Origin of the sequence: Micromonospora sp. DT4 (assembly GCF_049841675.1) — a bacterium.
In the GTDB taxonomy this organism is placed as follows: Bacteria; Actinomycetota; Actinomycetes; order Mycobacteriales; family Micromonosporaceae; genus Micromonospora.
This window is the reverse complement of the sequence record NZ_JBNCKT010000069.1, coordinates 17,657-31,277: the sequence shown is the minus strand read 5'-3', so window position 1 is coordinate 31,277 and position 13,621 is coordinate 17,657. Positions and strand designations below refer to the sequence as shown.

Below are 13,621 nucleotides of genomic sequence, written 5' to 3'. Positions count from 1 at the left end.
ACCATCGACATCGCCACCATCAAGATCTGGCTCCGCGACCTCGCCCGCGAAACCTGATCCACAAGACACGGCCTAGCCCCGCTCCCACCTCCTGGCCCGTGCCCACCCCGCCCACTGTGATCCGCGACGGACCGGCCTTTCCGGCCTTTCCGGCCTCCCCGGCCTTCCCGGCCTCCCGGTGGGCTCCGGCGGGGGTGCCCGCGGCGGGCTCGGAGGGTTGCTTCCGTCCAGCTCGGGCAGGGTGCCCCATCCGGCTCGCGCGGAGGTGGGTGAGGTCACGTCGCACCCTGTAGAGCTGCCCCAGATATGGGGCGAGGTGGCGCTTGCAGCGAGCGGCGGCGGTGATGCGGCGTGGGCGGGCACCGAGGGTGGTCGTGATGGGGGCGTGCGGCGGCGTGGGCGAGGTTCCGCGTTCCCACCAACGTTCCTTCGCCGGTGGTTCTCGCGGCCGCCCCATTTATGGGGCAGCTCGACAGGGTCGACATAGGGGGATACCCACAGCGGCGGCGACGTTGTCCACAGGGTTATCCACAGAATGAGCGAGCCTGTTGACGACGTCCGCCAAGCGGAAAACCATGAGCGGGTGGCAGCCGAAGGGGATGCGTTCGACGTGGGCGCGGCGCTGCGTGATCTTCGTCGACGTGCCGATCTGAGCCAGCGGGAGTTGGCCGATCGCTCCGGAGTCCCGAAGAGCACGCTGGCCCGGATCGAGGCCGGGCGGGGTGGTGAGCCGGCGTTTCGCACTGTGGCGCGGCTGGTCGGGGCAGCAGGGGGTGAGCTCGCGCTTCGGTTGCCCGGCGACCAGTTCCCCGCCTCGGGCGCCATGGTGCTGGGCATGCCGGTCGATGAGCCGCGGGACGAGGCTGACCGCCGGTACCCGGCGCACCTCGACATCCGCCGGGTGCGAACCCTCAGGGACTGGCCGGGTGCGTGGTGGGCGCACTCATACACGCTTCCCGAGCGGTTGTGGCCGGTCCGAGTACCGGAGCTGACCTACGACCTGGACCGCGCTCGGCGGGACCGGCGGCGGTGGCGGCAGGAGGCGCGCGCACGGGTGACCTTCCGGCGTGCGTTCGACGGACTCCCGGCCACGTCCTGGCGGTTCCTCGCCGAGGTGCCCGGCGGCGGGCCGGTCGGTGAGCTGCGGGCTCATGAACGGAGCGTTGACCTGCTCCTGGGCGAGGATCTGGGCGACCGGCGTGAGGTGGTGCTCGAGGGTGTTGTCGTCGCTCCAGACCTGCGGTTTCTTGGTATCGGACGACGGCTGGTCGAGCTGTTGGCGAAGGAGATGGCGGGAGCCGACATCCGCGTCGCCCATGCGGTCTTCGAGTTCGGCGGCGTCGAATTTCTCCTCGCCTGCGGATTCGAACTTCGGGCGAGCAGACCATCGGCGTTGATGCTCGACGTCCGGGGGCTGCCCGGCGTCAGCGCAGCGCCGGAGCCGCCTTCGTCAGGGCGGTGAGGGCCTCGCGCAGCCGCCAGGCGTCGCGGTCGCGCGGGCCGATTGGGTTGGAGATGGTTCGCAGCTCGGCGAAGGGCACTCCGGCCTGTGCTGCGGCGACCGCCACCCCGTACCCCTCCATGGCCTCGGCCACCGCCTCCGGATGCCGCCGGCGCAGCTCCTCGGTGCCAGCGGAGGTCCCGGTGACGGTGCTGACCGTGAGCACCGGGCCGACCGTGGCCGTGGGCAGGGCGGCCCGCAGCGTTGCCAGCAACGCCGGGTCGGCCGGTACGACGCTGCCCGCGCCGAGCAGCGCGGGTGGCATGCCCAACTCGTCGATGCCGATGAAGCCATCCGGTGAGTCGGCGCCCAGGTCGGCTGCGATGCTCGCGGTGCCGAGCACGGTGTCGCCGACGGCTGCGCGTCCGGTGAAGCCGCCGGCAACGCCGGCGCTGACCACCGCGCGGTACGGGCGACCGGCCGCTTCGGCCAGGGCCAGCAGCCGTGCGGTGGCGGCACCCGCGACGGCCGGGCCCACCCCGACCGGGGCGACGGTGACGGTGGTGGCGGTCAGCCCGGTGCGTACGGCGTCCGCCTCGGCCGGGACCGCGGTCACCACCAGCAGGCCGGTCACGACAGCGAGCCGGGGGATTCGCGGCGGGTTTCGTCGTCCGCGCCTCCGCCCGGGCCGCCGACCGACGAGGAGGGGCGGTAGATGTGGTAGCCCGGTGGCGCGAGCCCCGGTTCCTCGTGCCGGTGCGACGTGGCCTGGGGTGGGGCCGGCGAGACGGGCGCGACGGTCTCGGGCGCGACCGTCGGCGCGTCCTCGACCGGCGCGTCCTCGACCAGTTCGTCGGCACCCAGCGGTCGGCCGACCAGCTTCTCGGCGCGCAGCCGGGCGGCGACCAGCACCCCCCGGACGGCGGCCACGATGCCCACGCCGGCGGCGACCGCGATGCCGGTCCGGCCGTCGAACGGCACCAGCCCGAGCCCACCGCCGGCGACGAAAGCGAGCATGAGCACCGTCTCGGAGTGTGCGAAGGAGCTGGCACGCAGCCGCTCCGGGATGCGCTCCTGGATCGAGGCGTCCACGGCGAGTTTGGCCACCCCGCTGACCAGCGCGGTGACCAGGCAGAGCAGGGCCACCATCAGCAGCGAGAACTGGATGACGGCGAGCACCGCCACCCCCGCCACGATGATCATGCTGCTGGACTGGATGGCGGTCGGCCGGTGGATGCGTAGTCGGGTACCGACGGCCGTCGCCAGGAAGCTGCCGACGGCCAGCGCGCCGCCGACCAACCCCAGCGCCCACTCCGCGCCCAGGTCCCGCCCGAACACATCGGTGGTCAGATCGCCCTTCTTGATGGCGAACGCGAGGAAGAGCAGCAGGAAGCCGTATACGGCGCGTAGGGTCGCGGCGCCCACCAGCGTGGCGATCACCAGCCGTCCGGCCGGTCGGCCCCGGCCCAGCGGCCGGTCGCCGCGACGACCGAGCGCGCGCAACGCACGGGGGACGCGCTCCGGTGGCTCCGAGTCCGCCTTCGGGGGCAGCCGCAGCGAGATCACCATGCCGATCAGGAAGATCACCGACGCGACGCGCAGCGGCCACTGGGGCCCGAACCAGAAGGCGGCCAGCCCGATCGGCGCCACCAGCGCGCCCGCCACCGTGCCGTAGACGCTGGCCCGCGCACCCACCTGGGAGAGGCCGAGCCCCTCCGGCAACAGCCGCGGCACCGCCGCCGAGCGGGCCACGCCGTACGCGCGTGACAGCGCGAGCACACCGAACGCGGCCGGATAGAGCCCGAAGCCGTGGATGTAGTCGGAGATCAGCCAGGCCAGGAACGCCCGGCCGAGCATGGTGGCGGCGAGCGCGTACCGCCGGCCGTGCCGGAAGTGGTCCAGCAGTGGGCCCACCACGGGGGCGAGCATCGCGAACGGCACCATGGTCACCAGCAGGTAGAGCGCGACCTTGCTGCGCGCCTCACCCAGCGGCACGTTGAAGAAGATCGTCCCGGCTAGGCCGATGGCGATCAGGGTGTCACCGGCGCAGGAGACGGCGTGCAGGTCGAACAACCGGATCATGCCGACCTCGCCGCCGGCGCCCCGCGTCCGGGCCCGACCGGCCCGGCGGGTCACCCAGCGGCCGCTGCCCACCGAACCGCGCAGGAGCAGGCGGATGGCCCGGATGCCGGTGCCGACGGTCCGCCCGAGGAGGGATCGCCCGGAGTGGGAGTGCGGCGGCATGTGCACCATCCTCGCCCATGCGACCCAGGTGTGCCGCACCACTCGCGGCGAAAGGTTCCCCGGGAGTCCCTGTCACCCCCGCGGGGAGCATGGGGAACAATGGTCGGGTGACCAGGCCCGTCTCGACCCGTGCCGCCCGTCTCGACCAGGTCTGCGCCGCCGCCGTCGAGGTGGCCCGCGCTGGCATCACCGAGGTGGACGCCGACGACGTCGGCGACCACCTGCAGGTCGTGGCTGAGGGTGAACGGCTCGTCACCCACTACTTCGAATGCCGCCTCGCCGGCTACTGCGGTTGGCGGTGGGCGGTCACCGTCACCCGCGTGGCGCGCAGCCGTACGGTGACCATCTGCGAGACGGTGCTGCTGCCCGGCCCGGACGCGCTGCTCGCGCCCGGCTGGCTGCCCTGGCAGGAGCGGCTCAAGCCAGGTGACCTCGGTCCGGGTGACCTGCTGCCGACCGCCCCGGAGGATGAGCGGCTGGTCCCCGGCTATCTGCTCTCCGACGACCCGGCGGTCGAGGAGACGGCCTGGGAGTTGGGTCTCGGCCGGGCCCGGGTGCTCTCCCGGGAGGGCCGGACCGACGCGGCGCAGCGCTGGTACGACGGCGACCATGGCCCGTCGGCGGCCATCTCCACCGCCGCTCCGGCGGCCGCCCGCTGCGGCACCTGCGGCTTCTATCTGCCGTTGGCCGGGGCGATGCGGCAGGCATTCGGCGCGTGCGGCAACTTCTACGCCCCCGACGACGGCCGCGTGGTCAGCGCCGACCACGGTTGCGGCGCCCATTCGGAGACGCTGATCGAGGCCGCCGAGACCGCGGTCGAGGATCTCCCGACGGTGTACGACGACAGCGCGGTGGAGGCCATGTCGGTCAGCCGTGCGCCGGGTTCGGTGGAGGCGGGAGAGCCGGCAGAGCCGTACGGGCACTCCTGAGCGCCCGTACCGCTGGCGGCTGGCGCGCTCAGTTCGCTCGGCGGCGGCGTCGGTTGGCGTCGTGACGCAGCATGGCGGCGAGGCCGGGGAAGCCCCACAGGAATCCGGCCAGGCAGGTCCAGAGCCAGTTCTCGTGGTCGTGCTCGGTCAGCCAACCCCGGAAGAACACCAGCAGCACCAGCCCGGCGACCGCCCACGCGATCAGGCCGGCGACGGCGAACGGCACCATCGGCGGGTCCAGCGGCGCGGGGCGCGGTGGCTGGTCGTTCGGCATCGGGCAAGCGTACGCGATCCACTTCCCCTGCCCGGCGGCGATCTGGGACGATGCGCGCGACAATCGGAAGATCACCTGCGAGGACCTGATGGCAGTAGCGCCGCCCGAGAACGGCACACCTCCCGACCCCGCTCACCCGCGTAACGGCTTCGACCGGTTCTTCGAGATCTCCGCCCGCGGCTCGACGTTGAGCCGCGAGGTACGCGGTGGCCTGGCGACCTTCTTCACGATGGCGTACATCGTGGTGCTCAATCCCTTGATCCTGGGTGGTGCCGTCGACGGTGACGGCAAGTCCCTCCCGATTCCGGCGCTGGCCGCCGCTACCGCGCTGGTCGCCGGCCTGATGACGATCCTCATGGGTGTCGTCGGCCGGTTCCCGCTGGCGCTCGCCGCCGGTCTGGGCGTCAACGCCCTGGTGGCGTACGAGATCGCCCCCGAGATGACCTGGGCCGACGCGATGGGCCTGGTGGTGATCGAGGGTGTGATCATCGCCGTGCTGGTGCTGACCGGCCTGCGGACCGCGGTGTTCCGGGCGGTGCCCACGCAGATGAAGACCGCGATCGGCGTCGGCATCGGCCTCTTCCTGACCATCATCGGTCTGGTGGACGCCGGTTTCGTCCGCCGGATTCCGGACGTCGCGAACACCACCGTGCCGGTCGGCCTGGGCATCGGCGGCAAGCTGGTGAGCTGGCCGCTGCTCGTCTTCGTGGTGGGCCTGCTGCTCACGCTGGTGCTGGTGGTGCGCCGGGTCAAGGGCGCGATCCTGATCGGGATCCTGACCTCCACCGTGCTGGCGGTCATCGTGGAGGCGATCGCCAACATCGGCCCGTCGTTCGTCGACGGGAAACCCAACCCGAAGGGCTGGGCGCTGAACGTGCCGGAGCTGCCCAAGACGGTGGTGGACGTGCCGGACCTGTCGCTGCTCGGCAAGTTCAACGTGCTCGACTCGTGGGGTCGGGCCGGCTGGGTGGTCGTGCTGATGTTCGTCTTCACCCTGCTGATCACGGACTTCTTCGACACCATGGGCACGATGGTGGCGGTCGGTCAGGAGGGTGGCCTGCTCGACGAGCGGGGCACCCCGCCGAAGGCCAAGGAGATCCTGCTGGTCGACTCGATCGCGGCGGCGGCCGGTGGTGCGGCCAGCACCTCCAGCAACACGTCGTACATCGAGAGTGCCGCCGGTGTCGGTGAGGGCGCCCGGACCGGCGTGGCCAGCCTGGTCACCGGCGTCCTCTTCCTGCTGGCGATGTTCCTGGCGCCGCTGGTGGTGATCGTGCCGTTCGAGGCGGCGTCGACGGCCCTGGTCGTGGTCGGCTTCCTGATGATGACCGCGGTGCGGACGATCGACTGGTCGGACTACGAGATCGCCATTCCGGCGTTCCTCACCATCGTGCTGATGCCGTTCACCTACTCGATCTCGAACGGCATCGGCGCTGGTCTGATCACCTTCGTGGTGGTCAAGCTGGCCCGGGGTAAGGCCCGGGAGATCCACCCGCTGCTGTACGGGGTGGCAGTGCTCTTCGTGCTGTACTTCCTGCGCGGGCCCATCGAGTCGCTGGTGCTCTAAAGGCGTCGTCCGGGCGGGGAGTCAAGGGTGATTCCCCGCCCAAAACAGCACAAACATCCCCGTGAGCCTGGTCATAACGGATGTCGTTAGCCAGGCTCATTAGTTAAGCTAACTAACGTGACGGAGCGGACGGTGACGGCGGAACGCGTGCCACCGGCGCAGCTGGCTCCCCAGTTGCGAGATGCGATCACCCGACTCAACCGGCGGGTCCGACGGGCCCGGCCGGTCGGCGACCTCACGGTCACCCAGGTTTCCGCGCTCACCAGCCTGCGGCTGGCGGGCGGGATGACGCCCCGGGAACTGGCCGAGATCGAACGGGTGCAGCCACCGACGATGACCAAGATCGTCGCGAAGTTGGAGGACCGTGGCCTCGTGCGGCGGACACCCCACCCGACCGACGGCCGGCAGGTCATCCTCGCGGCGACCGAAGGAGGGCAGGCCGTGCTCGACCAGTTCGAGCGGGCCCGCGACGAATGGCTGGCCCACCGGCTGGCCGCGCTCGACGAGGACGAACGGGAGACCCTGCACAGGGCCGCCGAGATTCTCCAGCAGCTCGCTCGCGCCTGAGCCCGCGCCCGCGCCATCGGGCCGTGCCGTCATCTGTCGATGACGCGTACGTCCTTGAGGAGGCGCACCGAGAGTGCAGGCCAAGCTGAGCACGATGTTCCAGTCCCTACAGGTCCGCAACTACCGCCTTTTCGCATCCGGGCAGCTGATCAAACTGATCGGCGTCTGGATGATGTTCATCGTCCAGGACTGGCTCGTCCTCGAGCTCTCCGACAACTCCGCGACCGCGCTCGGCGTGGTCACCGCCTGCCAGTTCACGCCGGTGCTGCTGCTCACCCTGTTCTCCGGCCGCCTCGCCGACCGGTACGACAAGCGGGTCCTGCTGTTCGCCGCCAACGCCTTCTGGAGCGTGCTGGCGCTCGGCATGTCCCTGCTGGTCCTCACCGACCTGGTCCAGCTCTGGCACGTCTTCGCGTTCGCCGCGCTGCTCGGCGTGGCCAACGCCGTGGAGACCCCGGTCCGCCAGGCGTTCGTCTCCGAACTGGTCGGTACGCCGCTGCTGCCCAACGCGCTGTCGCTGAACGCGGCCGTGTTCAACTCCGCTCGGATCGTCGGCCCGGCCGTCGCCGGTCTGGCCATCGCCGCCTTCGGCGTCGGCCCGGTCTTCCTGTTCACCGCCGTCAGCTCCATCGCGCCGCTGGTCAACGTCGTGCGGATGCGGACCGCCGAACTGCAGCGCGACGCGCTCCCGCCGCGTGACGAGCGGGCGTCCGCGAAGGTCGTCGACGGGCTGCGGTACGTCTGGCGGCGGCCCGACCTGCTGCTGCCGATGGCGGTGATGTCGGTGATCGGCATGTCGCTGTTCAACTTCCAGCTCACCCTGGCCGCGCTGGCCAAGACGGTCTTCAACACCGGTGCCGCCTCCTTCGGCCTGTTCAGCACCGCCCTCGCCGTCGGCGCGCTGGGCGGCGCGCTCAGCGGCACCGGCCGGCGGAGCCGCCCGTCGGTGTGGCTGGTGCTCGGTGCCGCGATCGGCTGCGCCAGCTTCGGCACCCTGGTCGGCTTCGCCTCGACGTACTGGCTGGTCGTGGCGCTGCTGGTGCCCACCGGCTTCTTCATGGTCTTCTTCGCCCAAGCCGCCAACCAGCGTGTGCAGCTCGGGGTGGACGCCGCGTTCCGGGGGCGGGTGATGGCCCTGTGGGTGCTGGTGTTCCTGGGCACCAACCCGGTCGGCGCACCGCTGATCGGCTGGACCGCCGAGCGCTTCGGCGCCGGCGCGAGCATCTGGATGGGCGGGCTGATCTCGCTGGCCACCGCGCTGATCGCGCTCACCTGGCAACTGCGCCGCTCCGGTGCGCGACTGCGCTTCCGCGTGCTGCCCATGCCCCGCTTCTACGTCACCTCCGCCGACTGCTGAGCTGCGGGCCCCGGGCCCCCGCCGAACTGGGCTGGGGCCGAGCGCGCGGCGGGAGTCCTGATCGGCGGATAGCGCGGATGCGGCCAAATCGGTGGCGAGGCGGCACGACGGGGCTTAGCGTCGATATGTGGGAGTCGGACGCGCGCTGATGCTGGCCCTGGCGTTCTTCGCCGTGGCCAGCATCCCGGCGGTATTCGCCCTGCTCTTCTGCTACGACGAGATCGTCGACCGGGTGGTCTGCGGCTGGGCCGAGTGGCGCGAGCGCCGGCGGGAGCGACGCACGATCGCCCGCCTCGACCGGGCCATCGAAGCCGAATCGCTGACCCGTGACATCGACCTCAGCGAGTTCGACCGTGCCGACCGTCGTCCATTGGAACAGCTCGCCGCCGACCTGCGCCGCCTCGGCGGTCAGCGGCTCGGCGGCATCGGCCGGCCGATGGTCTGGCACGGCGCGGTGGTCCAGGCGTACGACGATCGGCTCCGGCTGGCCTGCCGCGCCCTCGGGATCACCGAGCACCTGGCCGAGTTGACCGGCGTCGACCAGGAGATCGAGCGCGTACGCGTGGAGGGTGTGCTGCACGCCGCCGGCCTGGCCCTGCCGGCGGCCCGGGCCGGGCACCGGCAACGGCACCACTGAACGGCGCGACGGTGTGCGGCTCTTCGTCGCGGTCTACCCGCCCGTCGAGGCGATCAGCCACCTCGGCGCGCAGGTCGCGCGGCTGCGGGTCGGCGCGGCGGCAGCCGCCGGTGCCCGGGTACGGCTCGTCGACCCGGGCGACCTGCACCTCACCCTGGCGTTCCTCGATGACGTCGAGGCCGCTCGGCTGGTCGACGTGGAGAGTGCCCTCGGACTCGCCGCCGACCAGTTCCGCGACGGTCGGGACGCCCCGCCCCGGCTGTGTCTGGGTGGTGGTGGCGTGTTCGGCGATGGTCGGCACACGGTGCTCTGGGTGGACGCCCGGTGCGACGTCGAGGCGCTGCACGGCCTGGCCCGACTGGTCCGCGAACGGCTGCGACACGCTGGGATCGCGTACGACGACAAACCCTTCCGACCGCACCTGACCATCGCCCGGCCCGGCGACCGGGTCGAGGCGGCTGCCGTCGACGCCGATCGGACTGCCCTAAACGACTACGCGGGACCCCGGTGGCCGGCGACCGAGCTGTTGCTGGTCCGCAGCCACCAGGGCCCTGGGCCGCGCTACGAGCGGGTCGCCGCCTGGGCGTTGGGGTGATCCACTCCGGGTCGCCGATATCGGGGTATCAGCAGCAGGGGATACCACGACATCGGCGATCGGGAGTGGACCGCCGATCGCCGACGTCGAGCGTCAGGAGGACTCGCGGGCGGCCGGACCGCTGCCAAAGAGCACATCGTCCCAGCTCGGTAGGCGCTTGCGCGGCTTGCCGCCGGCCTCGGCGGTCTCGCCACCGGCCGCCGCGGCGGCGGTTCCGGTGCGGCGGGGCCGCAGCACCGCCAGCGACGGCACGGCCGGAACCTCCTTGGGCGCGTCCGAGTCGTCGTCGAAGGCCGAACCCTGGCCGCCGCCGAGCAGCGCGGCAGCGCCGCCGCCGACCGGTCGCTGCCGGGGCGCGTCCGACCCGGCGAGGGCAGCCGGGGTACGCGGTTCGAGCCCGCGGCCCGACGAAGCACCGAGCGGGCGGTCCAGCGAGGCGAGCAGGGCGTCCCGGCCGGCCCGGATCGGATCGCGGCCCGGGCGCGGGTGCTCGGACGCCGCCGGCAGCCCGTGCCCGCCACGACTCGGCTCACCACGCGACGGACCGGGCAGGCCGTGCCCGCCCCGCTCGGGCGCCGGCTCCTGGCCGAGGATCGGCGTGGGCCGCTCGGCACACAGGTACTGCGCCATGTCGTCGTGCGGGGTGACCGCCTGCCGGGTCTTGTCGAGATCCCAGATGGCCTGGGCAGTGGCCTTGCCCGACGGCCAGGTGGCGATGATCCGCCAAGTGCCGTCGTCGCGCCGGTACGCGTCCCAGGAGATCTTCTCGGTGTCGATGCCGTGCTGGCTCAGGCGACCGTTGACCACCTCGGCGAGCGGGGTGGGCTTCTCCGCGCCCTTGAGGCGGGTGCGGCGGGCATGCTGGGCGAGCATCGCCCGCTCCTGTAGCACCGGCCCGGCGTAGCGCAGGACCCGGTCGACCGGCACCCCGGCGATCCGGGCGACGTCCTCGGCCGACTCACCGGAACGGATGCGGGCCTGGATGTCCCGCGGGGACAGGGAGGGAATCGGGTCGGCGGCCGTTGGCGCCACCGCGAGCGGCGGCGCGCCGGGCTCCGCGTGCAGGGCGCCAGCGATCCGCTCGTCGATGGGGAGGGCGAGCAGCCGCCCGACCTCGTCGGCGAGAACCAGAGCATGGCCGTCCTCGGAGAGGGCGACGAAGCGTACTGGGCGCATAGCGTTGCCTCCGTCCCGCTTCGCTGGCCGCACGCCACGAGTCGGCCACCCCGGCGTCTCGGACCACCGTACGCGCATCTGTCTCAGGGTGGGGGAAGCGACACCCCGCATGTCGTGACTGAGCTGCGGCAATGATCACGGTGGGTGTCCGTCGAGACGTCGACGGACACCCACCGTGACGAAGCTCAGAGGCGCTCGACCACGTAGTCGATGGACGCGGTCAGCGCCTCGACATCGGTCGGCTCGACGGCCGGGAACAGCGCCACCCGCAGCTGGTTGCGGCCGAGCTTGCGGTACGGCTCGGTGTCGACGATGCCGTTGGCGCGCAGCGCCTTCGCGATCGCGGTGGCGTCCACCCCGTCGGCGAAGTCGATGGTGGCGACCACGTTGGACCGCAGCGCCGGGTCGGTGACGAACGGCGTGGCCACCGTGGAGCGCTCCGCCCAGCCGTACACCGCGGCGGCGCTCTCCGCCGTGCGCTTCGCCGCCCAGGCCAGGCCACCCTGCGCGTTCATCCAGTCGGTCTGCTCGGCGGCCAGGAAGATGGTCGCCAGCGCCGGGGTGTTGTACGTCTGCTCGAGCCGCGAGTTGTCGATCGCGGTCGCCAGGTCCAGGAAGGCCGGGATGTAGCGCCCGGAAGCCTTGATCTCGGCGGCCCGGTCCAGCGCGGCCGGCGACATCAGGGCCAGCCAGAGGCCGCCGTCCGAACCGAAGCACTTCTGCGGCGCGAAGTAGTAGACGTCGGTCTCGCCGACGTTGACCTCCAGGCCACCCGCGCCCGAGGTGGCGTCGACCAGAAGCAGCGAACCCTCGTCCGCACCGGCCACCCGGTTGATCGGCACGGCCACGCCGGTCGAGGTCTCGTTGTGCGGCGTCGCGTACACGTCCACGCCGGCCTCGGCGACCAGCGTCGGAGCGCTGCCGGCCGCGGCCTTGTGGACGGTGGGCTCACCCAGGAACGGCGCGTCGGAGACCGACTTGGCGAACTTGGCGCCGAACTCGCCGAAGCTGGCGAACTGCGCCCGGTCGCGGACCAGGCCGAAGGTGGCGACCTCCCAGAACGCGGTGGTGCCGCCGTTGCCGATCACGACCTCGTAGCCCTCGGGCAGGGAGAAGAACTCGGCGATCCCGGAGCGCAGCCGGGCGACCTGGTCGCGGACCGTCTTCTGCCGGTGCGACGTACCCAGGTAGCTGGTCGCCACCTCGGCGAGCGCGGACACGGCCGCCGGACGGACCTTGGACGGGCCGCAGCCGAAACGGCCGTCGGCGGGCTTGATCTCGTCGGGAATCCGGATGATCGGTGCGTCAGCCACGGTTCTGAAGATCCTTCCGCAAGGGCGAGGGCGGGCCCGGCGACACTGCCGGCCCTCATCCTCGCACCCGGGGTTGGCGGCGACGGCCGCCGTCCCGACGGCCGGTCTGAGTCCTTCGCCACACCGCCGCCCCCCGGACGGGTCCGCGACGCGCGAGGGCCCCTGTCCGACGCGGAACGTCGGGCAGGGGCCCTTGGCGATCAGCTCAGACGCCGTGCGGGATGGCGGCCCAGCCCTCGACGTCGGACGGCTTGCGGGTCTCCGGGCCCACGTAGCGGGCCGATGGCCGGACCAGCCGCTGGAGGCGCTTCTGCTCGAGGATGTGTGCGCTCCAGCCGCCCATCCGGGCGCAGGTGAACATCGAGGTGAACATGTGCGCCGGCACCTCGGCGAAGTCCAGCACGACGGCCGACCAGAACTCGACGTTGGTGGCGAGCACCCGGTCGGGGCGGCGGGCCTGCAACTCGGCGAGGGCGGCCTTCTCCAGCGCCTCGGCGATCTCGAAGCGCGGCGCGCCCAGCTCCTTGGCGGTGCGTCGGAGCACGCGGGCACGCGGGTCCTCGGCACGGTAGACCCGGTGGCCGAAGCCCATCAGCCGCTCGCCGCGGTCGAGGACACCCTTGACGTACCCCTCGGCGTCGCCGCTGCGCTCCACCGCCTCCAGCATGCTGAGCACGCGCGACGGCGCGCCACCGTGCAGCGGGCCCGAGAGGGCGCCGATGCCCGACGAGATGCAGGCCGCCGCGTCGGCGCCGGTGGAGGCGACGATGCGCGCGGTGAAGGTGGAGGCGTTCAGGCCGTGCTCGGCGGCCGAGATGAAGTACGCGTCGACGGCCTTGACGTGCCGCGGGTCCGGCTCACCCCGCCAGCGCTTCATGAACCGCTCGACGATGGTCTGCGCCTTGTCGATCTCCTTCTGCGGCACCGCCGGCAGACCGAGACCGCGAGCGGACTGGGCGACGAAGGAGAGCGCGGTCACCGACACCCGGGCCAGGTCCTCGCGGGCCTGCTCGTCGGAGATGTCCAGCAGTTGGTTGAGCCCCCAGTACGGGGCCAGCATGGCGACCGCCGACTGGACGTCGACCCGGATGTCGCCGGAGTGCACCGGCACCGGGAACGGCTCCGCCGGCGGCAGGCCCGGCCCGAACCGACCGTCGACCAGCAGCGCCCAGACATTGCCGAACGAGACCTGGCCGATCAGATCTTCGATGTCGACCCCGCGATAGCGCAGCGCGCCACCCTCGCGGTCTGGTTCGGCGATCTCGGTCTCGAAGGCGACGACGCCCTCCAGACCGGGTTTGAAGTCGGCCATGTCGCTCTCCTGGATCTGGTCGGTGCGCCCGATCAGCTGATCCGGCCCGGTCGGCCGAGCGCCTTAGGCGACCCTCAGGGATGTGTTCGGAACATCTTGCCTGCTGTGTAACCGGATACGCGACCCAGTGCGACTGTGCTGCACGCGACATCTCAGGACGCGCATTCTCCGCGTCGGTCGGTGAGACTGGGCGAAGCGGGCTGGCCAGC

13 protein-coding genes are annotated in these 13,621 nt (G+C 72.0%); 7 read left to right on the top strand and 6 right to left on the bottom strand.

The window, feature by feature from the left end; all coding sequences use genetic code 11:
- Nucleotides 1–583 precede the first annotated feature (583 nt).
- Complete coding sequence (locus ACLQ24_RS19360) at nucleotides 584–1,462, top strand: helix-turn-helix domain-containing protein (protein WP_425893123.1); 879 nt, start codon at nucleotides 584–586, stop codon at nucleotides 1,460–1,462.
- On the opposite strand, the gene ACLQ24_RS19355 is transcribed toward ACLQ24_RS19360, so the two are convergent.
- Both ACLQ24_RS19355 and ACLQ24_RS19350 read right to left on the bottom strand, forming a co-directional pair.
- Entirely contained in the window at nucleotides 1,425–2,075 is a 651-nt protein-coding gene (locus ACLQ24_RS19355) for a futalosine hydrolase (RefSeq protein ID WP_425893122.1), read from the bottom strand. The two genes, ACLQ24_RS19360 and ACLQ24_RS19355, sit on opposite strands and share 38 nt — an antisense overlap.
- Nucleotides 2,072–3,685, bottom strand: a complete 1,614-nt coding sequence (locus ACLQ24_RS19350; protein ID WP_425893121.1) for an MFS transporter — start codon at nucleotides 3,683–3,685, stop codon at nucleotides 2,072–2,074. The genes ACLQ24_RS19355 and ACLQ24_RS19350 overlap by 4 nt, the downstream gene beginning before the upstream one ends.
- Nucleotides 3,686–3,774: 89 nt before the next feature.
- Between ACLQ24_RS19350 and ACLQ24_RS19345 the strand changes: the two genes are divergently transcribed.
- Entirely contained in the window at nucleotides 3,775–4,614 is an 840-nt protein-coding gene (locus ACLQ24_RS19345; protein WP_425893120.1) for a DUF3027 domain-containing protein, read from the top strand.
- A gap of 28 nt (nucleotides 4,615–4,642) precedes the next feature.
- Here ACLQ24_RS19345 and ACLQ24_RS19340 read toward each other — a convergent pair whose 3' ends face one another.
- Complete coding sequence (locus ACLQ24_RS19340) at nucleotides 4,643–4,888, bottom strand: DUF2530 domain-containing protein (RefSeq protein WP_425893119.1); 246 nt, start codon at nucleotides 4,886–4,888, stop codon at nucleotides 4,643–4,645.
- An 88-nt stretch (nucleotides 4,889–4,976) separates the two neighbouring features.
- On the opposite strand from ACLQ24_RS19340, the gene ACLQ24_RS19335 reads away from it, so the two are divergent.
- From ACLQ24_RS19335 to thpR, 5 genes are all read left to right on the top strand, one after another.
- A complete protein-coding gene (locus ACLQ24_RS19335; protein ID WP_425893118.1) occupies nucleotides 4,977–6,455 on the top strand; it encodes an NCS2 family permease in 1,479 nt (492 codons plus the stop codon).
- A 117-nt stretch (nucleotides 6,456–6,572) separates the two neighbouring features.
- Complete coding sequence (locus tag ACLQ24_RS19330; RefSeq protein WP_355049191.1) at nucleotides 6,573–7,022, top strand: MarR family winged helix-turn-helix transcriptional regulator; 450 nt, start codon at nucleotides 6,573–6,575, stop codon at nucleotides 7,020–7,022.
- 73 nt (nucleotides 7,023–7,095) lie between these two features.
- Entirely contained in the window at nucleotides 7,096–8,379 is a 1,284-nt protein-coding gene (locus ACLQ24_RS19325) for an MFS transporter (protein WP_425893117.1), read from the top strand.
- A gap of 127 nt (nucleotides 8,380–8,506) precedes the next feature.
- Complete coding sequence (locus tag ACLQ24_RS19320; protein WP_425893116.1) at nucleotides 8,507–9,016, top strand: hypothetical protein; 510 nt, start codon at nucleotides 8,507–8,509, stop codon at nucleotides 9,014–9,016.
- 13 nt (nucleotides 9,017–9,029) lie between these two features.
- Nucleotides 9,030–9,611 (top strand): RNA 2',3'-cyclic phosphodiesterase, encoded by a 582-nt coding sequence (thpR, locus tag ACLQ24_RS19315; RefSeq protein ID WP_425893115.1) that lies wholly within the window; start codon nucleotides 9,030–9,032, stop codon nucleotides 9,609–9,611.
- A 93-nt stretch (nucleotides 9,612–9,704) separates the two neighbouring features.
- Here the strand turns inward: thpR and sepH are convergent, their stop codons facing one another.
- From sepH to ACLQ24_RS19300, 3 genes are all read right to left on the bottom strand, one after another.
- Nucleotides 9,705–10,787, bottom strand: coding sequence for a septation protein SepH (sepH, locus tag ACLQ24_RS19310; RefSeq protein ID WP_425893114.1), 1,083 nt, complete (start codon nucleotides 10,785–10,787; stop codon nucleotides 9,705–9,707).
- 185 nt (nucleotides 10,788–10,972) lie between these two features.
- Nucleotides 10,973–12,100, bottom strand: a complete 1,128-nt coding sequence (gene serC / locus ACLQ24_RS19305; RefSeq protein ID WP_425893113.1) for a phosphoserine transaminase — start codon at nucleotides 12,098–12,100, stop codon at nucleotides 10,973–10,975.
- 205 nt (nucleotides 12,101–12,305) lie between these two features.
- A complete protein-coding gene (locus ACLQ24_RS19300; protein ID WP_030329620.1) occupies nucleotides 12,306–13,412 on the bottom strand; it encodes a citrate synthase 2 in 1,107 nt (368 codons plus the stop codon).
- Nucleotides 13,413–13,621: the final 209 nt, after the last annotated feature.